Source organism: Streptomyces sp. NPDC052114 (genome assembly GCF_040680155.1).
In the GTDB taxonomy this organism is placed as follows: domain Bacteria; phylum Actinomycetota; class Actinomycetes; order Streptomycetales; family Streptomycetaceae; genus Streptomyces.
On record NZ_JBFAWC010000013.1, the window covers coordinates 208727 to 224314 of the forward strand.

Sequence of the window (15588 nt, forward strand, 5' to 3'; positions counted from 1 at the left end):
GGGTCACCGGCGGCGCCGGCAGGTCCGGGCCCGGGTCCGGTCACGCCGCGGCACGCCCCGGCAAAGGTAGAAAGCGCAGGCAGGAACACCCCATGGGTCTCACGAGCAACAAGGTCCTCGCCCTTGCGGTCTTGCTGGCCGTACTGCTCTTCATCGGCACCGTCTGGCTCTGGCCGCGGCTGGCCCGCCGGAGCTGGAAGGCGGTCACGGGGCGCGTGGGGCTGCTCATCGCCACCCAGGTCGCGATCTTCGCCTCGGTGGGTCTCGCGGCCAACCAGGCCTTCGGTTTCTACGCCACGTGGGCCGACCTCTTCGGCCAGGAGACGGCACCCGGAGTGGTGGTCGACCACGATCCGGCCAAAGGAGCAGGGCCCGTCAAGGTCGTCGACACCCAGACCGTGAACGTGCCCGGCGGCGGCCGGCCCGCCATCGGCGGCCAGATCCAGAAGATCGAGGTCGGCGGGAAGGCGTCCAACATAGGCAGCCCCGCCTACGTCTACCTGCCGCCCGAGTACTTCCAGCCCCAGTACAAGAACCGCAAGTTCCCCGCGTCCGTGGTGCTCACCGGCTACCCGGGCACCGCGGAGGCGCTCATCAAGGGCCTGCACTACCCGCAGACCGCCCACCGGCAGGCCGCCGACGGCAAGATGCAGCCGATGATCCTGATCATGATGCGGCCCACCGTGGCGCCGCCGCGCGACACGGAGTGCGTGGACATCCCCGGCGGCCCGCAGACCGAGACGTTCTTCGCCAAGGACCTGCCCGGAGCGATATCGCAGCACTACAGGGTGGGCACCAAGGCCGCGAACTGGGGCGTCATCGGAGACTCCACGGGCGGCTACTGCGCGCTCAAGCTCGCCATGCACCACCCCGACAAGTACGGCGCAGGGGCAGGCCTGTCCGCGTACTACAAGGCGCCCATCGACGTCACCACCGGCGACCTCTTCCACGGTGACAAGGAGCTCGAACAGCGCGCCGACCTGATGTGGTACCTCGACCACATGCCGGCGCCCAAGACGTCCCTTCTGGTGAGCAGCAGCAAGAAGGGCGAGGACAACTACCGGGACACCCTGAAGTTCATCGACAAGGTGAAGGCGCCCACGCGCGTCTCCTCGATCACGCTCGACAGCGGCGGGCACAACTTCAACACCTGGCGCCGGGAGATCCCCGCGACGCTTCAGTGGATCAGCGGGCGGCTGAGCGACGACTAGCCCCCTGGTCCCGGGGCTGGCCGGGCCCGGGCGGGCCGTCAGCCTTCCGTGATGGCGGTCACCGTCTCCAGCTCGACCTCCGCGCGCGCGATGTCGCGCGCGTCCGCCGCCGTCGAGCGGCGCAGCGCCTCGTGCAGCCGGGCCGGGGTCAGCACGCCCAGGAAGCGGCCCGCGCTCTCTTTGTCGATGACCGCGATCCAGCCCGCGTCGTGCTGGAGCATCGTCGCGAACGCCTGCTTCAGGCTCGCGCCGACCGGGAGCCACGCCTCCATGCGGCGGGCGTGCTCGCGGACCGTGCCGCCGCCCACGCGCGCGTGCTCGGCGGAGATCCAGCCGTGCAGGTTGTTCTCGCCGTCCAGGACCACGGCCCAGCGGGCGTCGAGCTCCTTGGGCAGCGGGTCGTCCAGGTGCACGACCGGCGGCTGCTCCAGGTCGCCCTCCTCGATCGGCGTCACGGAGAGCCGCTTCAGACCGCGGTCCGCGCCGACGAAGTCGGCCACGTAGTCGGTCGCGGGGGCGCCCAGGACCGTCGAGGGGGTGTCGAACTGCTCGATGCGGCCCTGGCCGTACACGGCGATGCGGTCGCCGAGGCGGACGGCCTCCTCGATGTCGTGCGTGACGAAGAGCACGGTCTTGCGCACGGACTGCTGGAGGCGGAGGAACTCGTTCTGGAGGTGCTCGCGCACCACGGGGTCGACCGCGCCGAACGGCTCGTCCATGAGGAGCACCGGCGGGTCGGCGGCCAGGGCGCGGGCCACGCCGACGCGCTGCCGCTGGCCTCCGGAGAGCTGCTCGGGAAAGCGGTCGCCGAAGACGGCGGGGTCGAGGCCGACCAGGTCGAGGAGTTCGGCGGCGCGCTCGCGGGCCTTGCCGCGCTTGACGCCGAGGAGGTGCGGGACGGTCGCCGTGTTCTCCAGCACCGTCTTGTGCGGGAAGAGGCCGACCTGCTGGATGACATAGCCGATGCGGCGCCGGAGCTGGACGGGATCGATTCCGGATATGTCGTCGCCGTCGACGAATATCCGGCCCTCGCTCGGCTCGATGAGCCGGTTCACCATTTTCATCGTCGTCGTCTTGCCGCAGCCGGACGGGCCGACGAGCGTGACCAGTTCACCCTCGGCGACCTCGAAGGACAGATCGTCGACGGCCGTGGTGCCGTCCGCGTAGCGCTTGGTGACGTGCTCGAACCGGATCATGGTTCCCCATTGTGGCGGGCGGTGGCGGGCTTTGCGTGAAGGCCATGTTGCGGCAGTACAACGAGTCTCGGCGATTGTCAGTGCCGCGCGTTAGGGTCGCCGGACACGGGGGGACGTGTGTGCGGCATACGTCCGGGGATTCGGGGGAGGTGGGGCGCGTGGCCGAGCAGAACTGTCTGGTGACGAACGACTGGATCTGCGGGGAATATCTCCGCACCCGCAGCCAGGAGTTGATCGACGCGACCCTTCAGCACGTCGGGATCACGGTCGCCTCGGTGGCGATCGGCCTCGCCGTCTCGCTGCCGCTCGCGCTGCTCGCGCGGCGCTGGCGCTTTCTGGCGGGTCCGATCCTCGGCGTGACGACCGTGCTGTACACGGTCCCCTCCCTGGCGATGTTCTCCCTGCTCCTGCCGTTCTTCGGCCTTTCGGTGTCCCTGGTCGTCACGGGCCTGGTGCTGTATTCGCTCACGGTCCTCGTGCGGAACATCCTCGCCGGGCTCCAGGCCGTCCCCGAAGAGGCGAGAGACGCCGCCAAGGGGATGGGGTACGGCCCGCTGAGACTGCTGTGGGAGGTGGAACTGCCGCTGGCGCTGCCCGCCCTGCTGGCCGGCGTCCGCATCACCACGGTCTCCACGGTCGCGCTGACGACCGTCGGCGCCATCGTGGACTACGGCGGCCTCGGCACGCTCATCCTCGACGGCCTCGACACGACCTTCAAGGCCCAGGTGCTCACGGCGTCGGTCCTGTGCGTGCTCCTCGCCGTCGTCGCCGATCTGCTGCTGCTCGCCCTCCAGCGGTGGCTCACCCCCTGGACGAGAGTCCACCGAATACGGACGAGCCGTGCCGCGCGCAAGGCGGCCACGGCCAAGGTGGCGGAACCTGCATGAACGCGATCACCGGTGCGTACGACTGGCTGACCACGGGCGCCAACTGGCAGGGCGAGAAGGGGGTGTGGCACCGCCTCGCCGAGCACCTGTACTTCAGCGGGGTCTGCCTCGCCGTCGCCTGTGTGATCGCGCTGCCCCTCGCGCTGTATCTCGGCCATATCGGCAAGGGCGGCGCCCTCGCGGTCAACATCTCCAACGTCGGCCGTGCGGTGCCCACGCTCGCCCTGCTGATCCTGCTCACGCTCACGCCGCTCGGTGAGCACGGGGACGTGCCGACGCTGATCGCGCTGGTGCTCTTCGCGGTGCCGCCGCTGCTGACCAACGCCTACCTCGGCATGCGCGAGGTGGACCGGGCGGTGGTGGAGGCCGCGCGCGGGATGGGCATGAGCGGGCGTCAGCTGTTCGCGCGGGTCGAGCTGCCGCTCGCGTACCCGCTGATCATGACCGGGGTCCGGTCCGCGGGTGTGCAGGTCGTCGCGACGGCCACGCTCGCCGCGATGGCGGGCGAGGGGGGCCTCGGCCGCATCATCACGGCCGGGTTCAACCTGCAGAACACCCCTCAAGTGGTCGCGGGTGCCGTTCTGGTGGCGCTGCTCGCGTTGCTCGTGGAGGGCGTCCTGGTCCTGGCGGGCCGGGCCTTCGACCCGATGCGGCGGAGCGGCGCGGTCCGGTGAGTGCCGGGGCCCGCCCGGGCGCGGTGCGATGAGTTCCGATTCCTTCCCGCCGCTTTCTCTCGCTTCCTTCCTCTCGAACGCTTCTTTCCTCTCGAACTCTTCCTTCTTCTCGAAATGGTGGTTCACCCAATGAAGAGCACAACGCGTCGCGCGCGACGGATGGCAGGGGCGGCCGCGGCCGTCGTGGCCCTGACCGCGGGGCTCGCCGCGTGCGGCGGGGACAGCCTGGAGGACGGCGGCAAGGGGTCGGACAAGGCGGGCGACGGGAAGAAGGGCTCGCTCGTGGTGGGTTCGGCCCGCTTCACCGAGCAGAAGGTGCTCGCCGAGCTGTACGTGGGCGTGCTCGCGGACGCCGGATATGACGCGCAGGTCAAGACCGTGCAGAACCGCGAGATCTACAAGCCCGAGCTGAAGAAGGGCTCGATCGACATCGCGCCCGAATACGCGGCGACGCTCGCGGAATTCCTCAACCTGGAGAAGAACGGCCCGAAGGCGAAGCCGGTCGCCTCCAGTGATCTCGACGCCACGGTGAGCGCCCTGGAGAAGCTCGCGAAGCCGCAGGGCCTGAAGGTGCTGCCGGCGGGCGGGGCGGTCGACCAGAACGCGTTCGCGGTCTCCAAGGAATACGCGCGGAAGCACAAGCTCAAGACGCTCTCGGATCTCGGCAAGTCGGGCGAGAAGGTCAGGATCGCGGCGGGCGACGAATGCGAGACCCGGCCGTTCTGCGCGCCCGGTCTGAAGAAGAAGTACGGCATCGATGTCGCGGGAATCGACCCGAAGGGCGTCGGCACCACGCAGTCCAAGCAGGCCGTCAAGAACGGCACGGACCAGCTGGTGCTGACCACCACGACGGACGCGACGCTGAAGAACTACGACCTCGTGATCCTCGAGGACGACAAGAAGCTCCAGAACGCGGACAACATCCTCCCCGTGGTGAACGAGAAGGAGGCCGGCGACAAGGAGATAGCCGACGCGCTCGCGAAGCTGACGAAGACGCTCACCACGGAAGACCTCATCGAACTCAACCGGAAGGTCGACGAGGAGCGTCAGAAGGAAGCGGATGTCGCGAAGGAGTATCTGGAGTCGAAGGGCCTGATCGAGAAGTAGCCCGGCCCGGAAGGAGAAGGCGCCGCCGCCGCTCCAGAAGTTGATCATGAACTTCGGGGGAAGCACCACGGAAGTTCCGGGAGAAGCGGCGCGAGAAGTGCCGTGAGAAGCGACGCGAGAACCCCCGGGAGAAGTTCCGTGGACCCGGGGGAGGTTGAGCACTGAAGCAAAGCGGTGGAGGGGTGGGGAGTTGTGGCGGGATACCGTTGTGGAACCTGCTTTTTGACGGGCGGGGCACCACACTTCGCCTACGCGCGGTAAGTTTCTGGCCATGCCACGTGGACGTCACCGCCATTCCCCACCCCTGCACAGGCTGCTACCTCCCTCGACGGTCGCAGGCGTCTCTGTTCTCTGCGCCGGCGGCGCCTGGATGTTCGCGGAACCGGTCGTGCTCCGCGGGCTCGTCGCGGCGGCCGCCGCGGCCGCCGTCGTCGGCTCGGTCGTCATGCGCCGCTGGGACCAGGCGGCGGGCAAACGCGTCGCCGAGCTCGGCCGCGCCCGCGCCGGCGACGAGTGGCGCTACGAGGAGCGCATAGCCGAGGCCGAGTCCGACCTCGACGAGTCCCGCGAGCTGCGGGCCAAGCTGGAGACGAAGCTGCGCACCAAGCGGTCCGAGCTGGCCGCGCTGCGCAACGAACACGCCGCGCTGCTGCGGCGGTACGCCACCGCCGAGACGGAGCGGGCCAGCGCCCTGGAGGGCCGCAGGCTGCTCGCCATAGAGGCTTCCTCACCGGCGCCCGCACTCCCGTCGGCGAACACCACCACCGGCACGGGCGCGGCGGACCTGGTCCCCGCGGTGCGCGCGGGCGCGCCGGTGCCCGGGGCGCGTACGGAGAGTTCGGCGAAGGCCGAGGCCGATGCTGAGGCCGAGGGCAAGGCTGAGGCCGAGGGTGAAGCTGGTGCGGAGGCGAAAGAGGAGGCGAAAGCGGAGGCGCCGCAGGGCGCCGAGTCCCGGGTCTCCGCCCGGCCGGGCGCCAGCCCCACGCCTTCGCTGTTCCTGCGGGCCAACGCGGCGCTCGACCGCATGACTCCGCGTACCGCGCCCGCGCCGGAGCGGGAGACGAAGGCGGACACCAGGACCGAGGCAGGCGCGCGGGCCGCGCAGGCGCAGGAGGCCGAGTCGCGGGGGAAGCCCGGGGCGGCCGACGGATACGGCGGGCACGAGCGCGCGGTCGCCGTCGCGCCGCCCGCGCAGGCGCGCCGCACGGCCCCGCAGGGCGGATTCGACTTCTTCGGTACGAAGAGCACGCCCGCCGCGCTGGAGTCCGTGCAGAACGAGGACCTCGCCGACGTGGTGGGCGAGGAGGCCCTCGCGGTCCACAAGGCCGAGGCCGAGGCCGAGTTCAAGGACGCGGGTGACGACGACGCCTCGCGCGGCGTGGGGCAGGTCATCGACCTGACGGCCCACGACGAGACGGAACAGATCGACGTGGCGTCGTTGCGCGGGGCCCTTCGGGCGTAGGCCGGGTGGCCCCTTCGGGGCGCTCCTGATGGGGCGCCCCGGGCCCCTCGTCGAGGGTCACGCCATCCAGCGGTCCGGGGTTGCCGTCCTGCGGCCCGTTCGCGAGCGGTCGGCCTGGGCGTGGAGGAGGGTCGCGGCCTCGTCCGCGGGCCGCAGACGGGCCGTCACCGTTTTGCCGGCGCCGGTGTCCACCTTCACGTCGGCCACGCCCTTGAACCGCTCCCACGGGCCCTGGGAGAGCCGCACGCTCTGCACCTTGGCGTGCGGGACGAGCGAGAGGCGGCGCCTGAACCGGCCGTGGCGCGCCGCGAAGACCGCGTCCGTGACCGCGAGGCCGTACCCCTTCCACCACAGCGGCACGCACCACGCCGCGCGCGCGGGCGGCCGTACGAGCTCCGCGGCGTCCGGCACGCGCACGCCCGGCAGGACCCGGGCGATCACCGCCTCGGCGTGCTCGCGCGGGGCGACCGGCACCAGGACGCCGTTGGACGAGCCCGCGACGTCCAGCTCGACCCGCACCCAGCCGAACCGCCGCCACAGCAGCGGCTGCACGATGTGCACGGTCTGCACGCGCCCCGGCGGCACCGTCTCGTGGGCCTTGTCGAGCAGTCCGTGGTCGATGCGGAGCCCGTCCGGGGACTCGCCCACCGTCCAGTCGTACTCCGTGATGAAGCGGCCGCCGCTGCTCGCGAACGCGCCGCCCAGCATGGGCAGTCCGGTCGCCACGACCGTCCACACGCTGTGCGTGGCGAACCACAGGAACGTCGGCACGACCACCGCGGCGATGAGCATCAGCCAGGGCCCGCCGGTCAGCAGCAGGGAGAGCGCGAGCATGCGCGGCTGGACGTGCAGCAGGTTGCGGACGGGGGCCTCGCCGACCTCGCGGGCCTCCTCCGGGGCGAAACCGGCCGCCCGCGCGAGGAGTTCGGCGCGCAGCGCGGCGGCCTCGCGCTCGCCGAGGTAGGCCAGCTCGTCCTTGTCCTCCGTGCCGACGACGTCCAGCTTGAGCTTGGCGACTCCCGCGATGCGGGCGAGCAGCGGCCGGGTCACGTCGACGGCCTGGAGCCGGTCGAGGCGGATGTGGGCGGTGCGCCGGAAGAGCAGGCCGGTGCGGATGCGCAGTTCGGTGTCGGTGACGGCGAAGTGCGTGAACCACCAGCTCAGGAAGCCGTAGAGGCCGCCGCCGATGATGAACGCGGCGCAGATGAGGAGCAGTGTGGTGGCGGTCAGTTCGGAGACGCGCTGCTGCGTGCCGTTCGGATCGTGGACGGCCCAGCCCACCAGGAGCGCGAAGGGCGCCCAGGCGCGGCGCAGCGGCGTGACGGGGTGCAGCCGCCGCTCCTGCACGGAGCCGCCGCCTCCGTCCACGGGCCGCTCCGTGGTCGCGGGCCCGCCGCTCACAGCCCCGCCGATCGGGCCTCGCCCAGCTCGGTCAGGCGGTCGCGCAGGCGCTCGGCCTCCTCAGGGAGGAGGCCGGGGATGCGCGCGTCGGTGGCCGCCGCCGCGGTGTGCAACTGCACGCCGGCGAGCCCGAAGTACCGCTCCACGGGACCCGAGGTCACCTCGACGAGCTGCATGCGGCCGTACGGCACGACGGTCTCCTCGCGCCAGAGCACGCCGCGGCTGATGAGCAGGTCGTCGGCCCGCTCCGCGTACCGCCACGAGCGCCAGTTGCGCCCCAGCATCGGCCAGCCCCACGCCACGACGGCGAGCGGCAGCAGTGCGAAGGCCGCCCAGGCGGGCCCGGCGAACAGGCCGAGCAGCACGCCGACGGCCACCGCGAGCGGCACCAGCCAGACCACCAGCAGCAGCCGCCGCATCGTGAGCAGTCCTTTGGGCAGGCCGGTCCACACCGGCTCCGTCCGTGCCCCCGCCGGTCCAGCGGGCCCCACCATCCCCGAATCCATGCTTCAAGCGTACGTACGACCAAGGACAGCCGCGTGCGAGAGACTGTGCGCATGAGTCCCACCACGGAGACCGCCACGGAGACCACGCTCGGCATCGGCGGAGCGGCCGAGAGCACCGACATGGTGCTCAACATCGGCCCCCAGCACCCGTCCACGCACGGCGTGCTCCGGCTCCGGCTCGTCCTGGACGGCGAGCGCATCCAGCACGCGGAGCCGGTGATCGGCTACATGCACCGCGGTGCGGAGAAGCTCTTCGAGGCCCGGGACTACCGGCAGATCGTGATGCTGGCCAACCGCCACGACTGGCTGTCGGCGTTCTCGAACGAGCTGGGCGTCGTGCTGGCCGTGGAGCGGATGCTCGGCATGGAGGTCCCCGAGCGGGCCGTGTGGATGCGCACGCTGCTTGCCGAGCTGAACCGCGTCCTCAACCACCTGATGTTCCTGGGGTCGTACCCCCTCGAACTGGGCGGAATCACCCCGGTGTTCCACGCGTTCCGCGAGCGCGAGGAGCTCCAGAACGTGATGGAGGAGATCTCCGGCGGCCGCATGCACTACATGTTCAACCGCGTCGGCGGCCTCAAGGAGGACCTGCCCGCCGGATGGGCCTCCCGCGCGCGGGAGGCGGTCGCGTCGGTGCGTTCGCGCATGGACGTGTACGACCGCCTGGTGCTCGGCAACGAGATCTTCCGGGGCCGCACGCGCGGCGTCGGCGTCCTCACGCCCGAGGCGGCGCACGCCTACGGAGTCAGCGGTCCCATCGCCCGCGCCTCCGGAGTCGACTTCGACCTGCGCCGCGACGAGCCGTATCTCGCGTACGGCGAGCTGCAGGACACCCTGAAGGTCGTCACGCGCGAGGAGGGCGACTGCCTGGCCCGCTTCGAGTGCCTCCTGGAGCAGACCCACAACGCCCTCGACCTCGCGGACGCCTGCCTCGACCGGCTCGCCGAGCTCCCGCAGGGCCCGATCAACCAGCGGCTGCCGAAGGTCCTCAAGGCCCCCGAGGGCCACACGTACGCGTGGACCGAGAACCCCCTCGGCATCAACGGCTACTACCTCGTCAGCAAGGGCGAGAAGACGCCGTACCGCCTGAAGCTGCGCTCGGCCTCGTACAACAACATCCAGGCGCTGACCGAGCTGCTGCCCGGCCAGCTGGTCGCGGACATGGTGGCGATCCTGGGGTCACTGTTCTTCGTGGTCGGCGACATCGACAAGTAGCGGGGCCGGGTCCACGCCGACGGGCTGCAGCAGCCAGCCGAAGTCGCCGAGCCCGCCGGGCGCGGTCAGCTCGGCGGCCTCTCCCGCGCGCGTGAGGGCACGTACGTAGGCGGCCGGGTCGCTGGAGGCCAGCGCGAGCGGCGGACGGCCGCCGCGCACGCCCAGCGCGCCGAGCGCCGCCCGCTGGGTCAGCAGCGCGGCGCCCTCCCGCGCGCAGGCGTCCAGCGCCACATGGGCCGTGATGTCGCAGCCGCCGTCCGGCACCGGCGCCGTCTCGCGGCCCTCCCTGAAGCCCGTCAGCGTCCCGAACGGCGGGCGGGCGTCCCGGGTGTGGGCGTAGTCGACGGCGACCGCGAGGCCGCGCGCGAGGGACGCGGAGGCGGCCGCCCAGGCCTCGTCCCGGGGGCGCCCGATCTCCGCGCGCAGCCCCGGCCCGGACCCCAGCGGCCACCAGCGCGCCAGCCAGTCGGCGTCCGGCCCCTCGACGGGCCCGCCCAGCGCCTCGGCGCCGTCGTCGCCCACCAGCACCCGGCGCACCGTCCCGTCGTCGGCGACCTCGGCGACGTCCAGGGGGACGTTGTCCAGCCATTCGTTGGCGAACAGCAGGCCCGTGACGCCGGCCGGCGGGGCGGCGCGCCAGCCGATGCGCGGATCGAGGCCCGCGGGGCGCTCCGCGCGCTCCACCGCGTACGCGCGCACGCGTGCCGCCACCTCGGCGGGGAGCGCGGCCAGGACACCCGCGGTCAGCTCGCCGCGGCCCGCGCCCATGTCCACGAAGGCCAGCTCGGCGGGGTGGCCGAGCGCGGTGTCCAGGCGGCGCAGGAGCCGCGCCACGGCGGCGGCGTAGAGGGGCGAGGCGTGCACGGAGGTGCGGAAGTGCCCGGCGGGTCCTTCGGGGCGGCGGTAGAAGCCGTCAGGGCCGTACAGAGCGGCCTCGGTGGCCTCGCGCCAGCCGCGCCGGGCGCTCCACCGGGCGCTTTCGTGGTCGTTCGTCACAGCCTGCAGGCTAGGCGGCCTCCACCTTGGGGAGTACATGTGCTCGATACGGATCGGACCTTCGGTTGACCCCGGGGCACCACCGGGCTGCCTACGCTGGGTTACGTGCAGCGCCTCTATGACTTTCTCCGCAGACACCCGACCTGGGTCGACGGCTTCTGGGCCTTCGTCCTGCTCGGGATCTCCGGGCTCGGTCTGGTCTCCATGTCCGAGGCGAACGGCTACGACCCCAAGATCGCGGCGGTCCCCGTCGCGATCGGGCTCTCCCTTGTCGTCGCGCTGCGCCGCCGCTGGACCGAGCAGACGCTGGTGCTCGCCGCGGTCATCGGCGTCCTCCAGCTCGTCCTCGACGTCGAGACGATGCCCGCGAACTTCGCGATGCTGGTGGTCATCTACACGGCGGCGGCCGACGGGGAGAAGTGGGCCTCGCGGTTCGCGCTGATCGGCGGTCTGGCGGCGGCGCCGCTGTCGATGATGCGCTGGCCCTCGGAGAACACCAGCGTCTTCGGGAACGTCCTCTTCACGATGTTCCAGATAGTCCCGTTCGCGCTCGCCTGGGTGCTCGGCGACTCCATCCGCACGCGCCGCGCCTATCTGGCGCAGCTGGAGGAGCGTGCCGACCGCCTGGAGAAGGAGCGCGAGGCGCAGTCGAAGGTCGCGGTGGCGGCCGAGCGGGCGCGCATCGCGCGCGAGCTCCACGACGTCGTCGCGCACAACGTCTCGGTGATGGTGGTCCAGGCCGACGGCGCCGCGTACGTCCTGGACACCGCCCCCGACCAGGCGAAGAAGGCCCTGGAGACAATCTCGGGGACCGGCCGCCAGGCGCTCGCGGAGATGCGCAGGCTGCTCGGCGTGCTGCGCACCGGGGAGCCCGAGGAGAGCGGGGAGTACGTCCCGCAGCCCGACGTCGAGCAGCTCGACGAGCTCATCGAGCAGGTGCGCACGGCCGGTCTGCCCGTCGACTTCAAGGTCGAGGGCACCCCGCGCCCGCTGCCCAGCGGCGTGGAGCTCACCGCGTACCGCATCGTGCAGGAAGCGCTCACGAACACCCGCAAGCACGGCGGCGAGAACGCCGGGGCGAGCGTGCGCCTGGTCTACTTCGACGACGGCCTGGGGCTGCTCGTCGAGGACGACGGCAAGGGCGCGCCGCACGAGCTGTACGAGGACGGCGGGGCGGACGGCAGTGGACACGGCCTGATCGGCATGCGCGAGCGCGTCGGTATGGTCGGCGGCACGCTGGACGCCGGGCCGCGGCCCGGGGGCGGCTTCCGCATCAGCGCGCTGCTGCCGCTCAAACCGGCACACTGAACCTGACCACGTCCGGCGATGACACCTGTCACCGAACTCCCCCGAAGGGATCCCCTCGATGTCGATCCGCGTGATGCTCGTCGACGACCAGGTGCTGCTGCGCACCGGGTTCCGGATGGTGCTCGCCGCCCAGCCGGACATGGAGGTCGTCGCGGAGGCGGGTGACGGCGTGGAGGCCCTAGAGGTGCTGCGCGCCACCAAGGTCGACGTCGTCCTGATGGACGTCCGCATGCCGAAGCTGGACGGCGTGGAGACCACCCGGCGCGTCTGCCAGGGGGCGAACCCGCCGAAGGTGCTGATCCTGACCACCTTCGACCTCGACGAGTACGCCTTCTCGGGGCTGAAGGCCGGGGCGTCCGGCTTCATGCTCAAGGACGTGCCGCCCGCGGAGCTGCTCGCCGCGATCCGCTCCGTGCACAGCGGCGACGCGGTGGTCGCGCCGTCCACCACGCGCCGGCTCCTCGACCGCTTCGCGCCGATGCTGCCGAACGCGGGCGGGCAGCCGCAGCTCAAGGAGCTGGAGCGGCTCACGGACCGCGAGCGCGAGGTGATGGTGCTGGTCGCGCAGGGCCTGTCGAACGGCGAGATCGCGGCGCGCCTGGTCCTCTCGGAGGCGACCGTGAAGACGCACGTCGGCCGCATCCTGACCAAGCTCGGGCTCCGGGACCGGGTGCAGGTGGTCGTCCTCGCGTACGAGACGGGTCTGGTGCGGGCCGGGGGCGGAGCGTAGCCGTACGCCGCGCGAGGGGGCGGGCTAGCGGAGCACACCCTCGATGAAGTCGCTGCCCAGGCGGGACACCACGCTGATGTCCAGCTGGTGCTGCACATAGCGGCCCCGGCGCCGGGTGGTGATCAGGCCGGCCTTCTTCAGGACGCTCAGGTGCCGGGATATCTCCGGCGCCGTCATGCCGTGCGCGTCCGCCAGCTCGCTCGTGGTGTACGCCCCGCGCGCGAGGTGGCGGCACAGGCGCATCCGCACCGGGTGGGCGAGCGCGGCCATGCGGCGGGTCAGCTGCTCCACGGAGGCCGGGGCGGTGAGGCCGGGGGAGCTGATGGGGTACGTGATCGACGCCTGCCAGCCCTTGCGGTGCAGCACCCACAGGTGCGGCCAGCCGACGCTGGTCGGCACGAGCACCAGGCCGCCGGAGCCCGTGGAGGTGCGGCCCACGCTGATCTTGTCGACGGTGATGAGCTGCTCGCTCTGGTCCAGGGACACCGCTCCGGAGACGGCCTTCAACGCCTCCGCCAGTCCCTTGCGCCGCAGCAGCTCGGTCTTGTGCCGGGCGTCCGCGGCCAGCTGATGGCTCACCCGGGCCCAGGTGTCGGCGAAGAAGGCCTCGTCGCAGTCCTCCAGGAGCGTGCGGAACCACGCGCGGACGACCGGCGGGTCGTCGAGCAGCCGCTGGGTGAAGCGGACCTGGTGCGGGCCGCGCGCGGCGGCCAGGTCCAGTGCGCGCCGCTGCACGGCGGGGTCGGACAGGAGCTTGCGGTCCGGCTCCGCGTACGTCGACTGGCAGGTGAACTCCAGGGCCGCGTCGACGAACTGCTCGTCGGTCAGCTTGTCCAGCTGGTCGAGCTCCTCGGCGAGCGTGGCCCCCGGGAGCTCGCGTCCCCCGGGCAGGCCGGCGGACGGCGCGAACACGTCCGAGAACGTCGTGCGCCACAGGAAGTCGGCCTCGCACATGCGGTCGGCCAGGCACGGGTCCAGGCGCGCGGAGACGGCCGTCACCCAGCCCTGGAGCCCCGGGTGGTGGCCCGGCTCGGACAGGGCGTGCAGCGCCATGCCCAGCTCGGCCAGGGGCGAGGGCACGACGTGGATCCGGTCCTGGGACAGCCCGCTGATGTCGATGCTCACGCTCATGTCCCCATGGTGCATGCCGCCACTGACACCCGGACCGTCGATTGACGGCGCTCGTCAATCGACGCGACGCGGAGGGCGCTCGGGGAGCAGTCTGAGGTCATCGCCGGAGCCACCGAAGCCTCCGGACCTCCTCTTCTCCCGTCTTCTCCGGCTCGTTCCCCCTTGCTCCGGGCCTCGTCAGGGCCCTGGAGACGATCTCCCTCCGTCGCCGATCCCGCTCCGCGGTCCACGCCGCCCCGCGGTGTCCGTTAAGTACCATTGCTCCAGAAAGGTGTTACGTCATGAGCGTCACCCAGCAGTACCTGCTCGACGCCTACCGCGCCGCCCAGCACGGCAGCCCGACGCCGCCCGCGCCCGGTCAGCACGACTGGCAGGCCGTCCGCGAGGTCCGTGAATACGGCCGCTTCCGCGCCGTCGTCGCGGAACGCCCCGCCCACGGCCGGTTCCGCGCCGCCCTGGCCCGCCTGGCCCGCGGCGGCCGTCTCAGCGGGGGAGCCGTCGCACGAACTCCGCGACCGCTTCCTTGACGTCGTCGGCCGTCCATTTCAGGCCTTCCTCGGTCACGGTGACCTCCGTGACCGAGAGGCCGGGCGGCCCCTCCGGGAACCAGCGCCCGAAGAGCAGGGTCCCGGTCTCCTCGGCCTGCCCCAGGGAGGCCTCGCTCAGCACCTCGCACGCGTACGGCAGCCACACCTGGAACTGATGGGTGTGCGGCCGCTCGGGGTGCACCCGCGACCAGGGCACGCCGGCCGCCCCGAACCCCTCGCGCAGCGCCTCGGCGACCACGCGCGCGTGGACGACGTACTCGGGCAGCCGGGGCAGCGTGTGCCGCAGCCCGAGCAGCGCCGAGACGGCCGTCGGGAACTGCTGGAAGAGCTGGCCCCCGTAGCGGTGGCGCCACACCTTCGCCTCCTCGACCAGCGTGGCGGGACCGGCCAGCGCGGCGCCGCTCAGCCCTTCGAGGGACTTGTAGAACGACACGTACACGGAGTCCGCGAGCCCGGCGATCTCCGCGAGCGGGCGGTCGAACCACTGCGTGCACTCCCACAGGCGCGCGCCGTCGAAGTGCACCACCGCGTCCCGCTCGCGGGCCGCCGCCACGACCGCCTCCAGCTCCTCCCAGGTCGGCAGGACGAAACCGGCGTCCCGGAGGGGCAGTTCGAGCATCAGCGCCCCGAAGGGCTCCTCGAAGTCCCGCACTTCGTCGGCCGTGGGAAGCGTCGGCCCGTCCGCCGGATGCACCGTGCGCAGCCCGCTGACGGCGGAGAAGGCGCCGCTCTCGTGGAGCTCGGGGTGGGCCTTCGGATGCAGTGCGACCGTCGCGTTCCCCGTACGCCCCGCCCAGCAGCGCAGCGCCACCTGCTGGGCCATCGTGCCGGTCGGGAAGAAGGCGGCGGCCTCCTTGCCGAGCAGGCGCGCGACCTCCTCCTCCAGGGTGGCGACGACCCCGTCGCCGTAGACGTCCGTGGGGTCGTCCGGACCGACGATCTCAAGGGCCGCGGCCGCCAGTGCGGACAGGCGCTCGGTCAGCGGGACGTGCAGGGGCGAGCGGTTCAGGATCCGCTCGGCGCCGCGGGCGGCGGCGCGGCGGCGGGCCGACCCGAGGGCGGGGGAATCCGCGTCGGGCCGGTCTTGGGCTGCGTTGTCGGAGGGCATCCTCCGAGCATGGCCCGTTCACCGCCACCGGTCACACGAATAACCACAGCCTGTGGACAGTGGAAGACGCGGCGCCAACCAATCGCGTTAACATGACGAGAAATCGTC

At 72.0% G+C, this 15588-nt stretch carries 15 protein-coding genes; 9 read left to right on the forward strand and 6 right to left on the reverse strand.

Annotation, left to right across the window (positions count from 1 at the left end; all coding sequences use genetic code 11):
- Positions 1-92: 92 nt before the first annotated feature.
- The gene (locus tag AB0L89_RS27915; RefSeq protein WP_365146391.1) at positions 93-1211 is read left to right on the forward strand and encodes an alpha/beta hydrolase-fold protein; all 1119 of its coding nucleotides are present in this window, start codon (positions 93-95) and stop codon (positions 1209-1211) included.
- 38 nt (positions 1212-1249) lie between these two features.
- Here AB0L89_RS27915 and AB0L89_RS27920 read toward each other — a convergent pair whose 3' ends face one another.
- Positions 1250-2407 (reverse strand): betaine/proline/choline family ABC transporter ATP-binding protein, encoded by a 1158-nt coding sequence (locus AB0L89_RS27920; protein ID WP_365146394.1) that lies wholly within the window; start codon positions 2405-2407, stop codon positions 1250-1252.
- Between the two features lie 158 nt (positions 2408-2565).
- Here AB0L89_RS27920 and AB0L89_RS27925 point away from each other — a divergent pair, with 158 nt between their 5' ends.
- The 4 genes from AB0L89_RS27925 (at position 2566) to AB0L89_RS27940 (ending at position 6537) form a co-directional block, all read left to right on the forward strand.
- Positions 2566-3294, forward strand: coding sequence for an ABC transporter permease (locus AB0L89_RS27925; protein WP_365146397.1), 729 nt, complete (start codon positions 2566-2568; stop codon positions 3292-3294).
- Positions 3291-3968: an ABC transporter permease gene (locus tag AB0L89_RS27930; protein ID WP_365146399.1), complete on the forward strand. Its 678-nt coding sequence runs from the start codon at positions 3291-3293 to the stop codon at positions 3966-3968. The genes AB0L89_RS27925 and AB0L89_RS27930 overlap by 4 nt, the downstream gene beginning before the upstream one ends.
- Positions 3969-4097: 129 nt before the next feature.
- Positions 4098-5075 carry an ABC transporter substrate-binding protein gene (locus AB0L89_RS27935; RefSeq protein WP_365146402.1) on the forward strand — a complete coding sequence of 326 codons (978 nt, stop codon included), beginning with the start codon at positions 4098-4100 and terminating at the stop codon, positions 5073-5075.
- 271 nt (positions 5076-5346) lie between these two features.
- A complete protein-coding gene (locus tag AB0L89_RS27940; RefSeq protein ID WP_365146405.1) occupies positions 5347-6537 on the forward strand; it encodes a hypothetical protein in 1191 nt (396 codons plus the stop codon).
- A 57-nt stretch (positions 6538-6594) separates the two neighbouring features.
- Here the strand turns inward: AB0L89_RS27940 and AB0L89_RS27945 are convergent, their stop codons facing one another.
- Both AB0L89_RS27945 and AB0L89_RS27950 read right to left on the reverse strand, forming a co-directional pair.
- On the reverse strand, positions 6595-7905 hold the full coding sequence (locus tag AB0L89_RS27945; RefSeq protein WP_365146408.1) for a PH domain-containing protein: 1311 nt from the start codon (positions 7903-7905) through the stop codon (positions 6595-6597).
- 29 nt (positions 7906-7934) lie between these two features.
- A complete protein-coding gene (locus AB0L89_RS27950; protein ID WP_365146411.1) occupies positions 7935-8444 on the reverse strand; it encodes a PH domain-containing protein in 510 nt (169 codons plus the stop codon).
- 51 nt (positions 8445-8495) lie between these two features.
- Here AB0L89_RS27950 and AB0L89_RS27955 point away from each other — a divergent pair, with 51 nt between their 5' ends.
- On the forward strand, positions 8496-9659 hold the full coding sequence (locus tag AB0L89_RS27955) for an NADH-quinone oxidoreductase subunit D (protein WP_055701302.1): 1164 nt from the start codon (positions 8496-8498) through the stop codon (positions 9657-9659).
- On the opposite strand, the gene AB0L89_RS27960 is transcribed toward AB0L89_RS27955, so the two are convergent.
- On the reverse strand, positions 9624-10655 hold the full coding sequence (locus tag AB0L89_RS27960; RefSeq protein ID WP_365146415.1) for an SAM-dependent methyltransferase: 1032 nt from the start codon (positions 10653-10655) through the stop codon (positions 9624-9626). The two genes, AB0L89_RS27955 and AB0L89_RS27960, sit on opposite strands and share 36 nt — an antisense overlap.
- Positions 10656-10760: 105 nt before the next feature.
- Between AB0L89_RS27960 and AB0L89_RS27965 the strand changes: the two genes are divergently transcribed.
- Complete coding sequence (locus tag AB0L89_RS27965) at positions 10761-11963, forward strand: sensor histidine kinase (protein ID WP_365146418.1); 1203 nt, start codon at positions 10761-10763, stop codon at positions 11961-11963.
- Between the two features lie 58 nt (positions 11964-12021).
- Positions 12022-12693 (forward strand): response regulator transcription factor, encoded by a 672-nt coding sequence (locus tag AB0L89_RS27970; RefSeq protein ID WP_055701299.1) that lies wholly within the window; start codon positions 12022-12024, stop codon positions 12691-12693.
- A gap of 24 nt (positions 12694-12717) precedes the next feature.
- On the opposite strand, the gene AB0L89_RS27975 is transcribed toward AB0L89_RS27970, so the two are convergent.
- On the reverse strand, positions 12718-13824 hold the full coding sequence (locus tag AB0L89_RS27975; protein WP_365146423.1) for a DUF5937 family protein: 1107 nt from the start codon (positions 13822-13824) through the stop codon (positions 12718-12720).
- Between the two features lie 281 nt (positions 13825-14105).
- Here AB0L89_RS27975 and AB0L89_RS27980 point away from each other — a divergent pair, with 281 nt between their 5' ends.
- Positions 14106-14351, forward strand: a complete 246-nt coding sequence (locus tag AB0L89_RS27980; protein ID WP_365146426.1) for a hypothetical protein — start codon at positions 14106-14108, stop codon at positions 14349-14351.
- Here the strand turns inward: AB0L89_RS27980 and AB0L89_RS27985 are convergent.
- Positions 14308-15480 carry a beta-eliminating lyase-related protein gene (locus AB0L89_RS27985; RefSeq protein WP_365146428.1) on the reverse strand — a complete coding sequence of 391 codons (1173 nt, stop codon included), beginning with the start codon at positions 15478-15480 and terminating at the stop codon, positions 14308-14310. The two genes, AB0L89_RS27980 and AB0L89_RS27985, sit on opposite strands and share 44 nt — an antisense overlap.
- Positions 15481-15588 lie beyond the last annotated feature (108 nt).

Excerpts from the sequence above, each read along its gene's own strand:
- AB0L89_RS27915 (WP_365146391.1), top strand. The coding sequence starts at position 93 with ATGGGTCTCACGAGCAACAAGGTCCTCGCCCTTGCGGTCTTGCTGGCC.
- AB0L89_RS27920 (WP_365146394.1), bottom strand. The coding sequence starts at position 2,407 with ATGATCCGGTTCGAGCACGTCACCAAGCGCTACGCGGACGGCACCACG.
- AB0L89_RS27930 (WP_365146399.1), top strand. The coding sequence starts at position 3,291 with ATGAACGCGATCACCGGTGCGTACGACTGGCTGACCACGGGCGCCAAC.
- AB0L89_RS27935 (WP_365146402.1), top strand. The coding sequence starts at position 4,098 with ATGAAGAGCACAACGCGTCGCGCGCGACGGATGGCAGGGGCGGCCGCG.
- AB0L89_RS27940 (WP_365146405.1), top strand. The coding sequence starts at position 5,347 with ATGCCACGTGGACGTCACCGCCATTCCCCACCCCTGCACAGGCTGCTA.
- AB0L89_RS27950 (WP_365146411.1), bottom strand. The coding sequence starts at position 8,444 with ATGGATTCGGGGATGGTGGGGCCCGCTGGACCGGCGGGGGCACGGACG.
- AB0L89_RS27955 (WP_055701302.1), top strand. The coding sequence starts at position 8,496 with ATGAGTCCCACCACGGAGACCGCCACGGAGACCACGCTCGGCATCGGC.
- AB0L89_RS27970 (WP_055701299.1), top strand. The coding sequence starts at position 12,022 with ATGTCGATCCGCGTGATGCTCGTCGACGACCAGGTGCTGCTGCGCACC.
- AB0L89_RS27975 (WP_365146423.1), bottom strand. The coding sequence starts at position 13,824 with ATGAGCGTGAGCATCGACATCAGCGGGCTGTCCCAGGACCGGATCCAC.
- AB0L89_RS27980 (WP_365146426.1), top strand. The coding sequence starts at position 14,106 with ATGAGCGTCACCCAGCAGTACCTGCTCGACGCCTACCGCGCCGCCCAG.
- AB0L89_RS27985 (WP_365146428.1), bottom strand. The coding sequence starts at position 15,480 with ATGCCCTCCGACAACGCAGCCCAAGACCGGCCCGACGCGGATTCCCCC.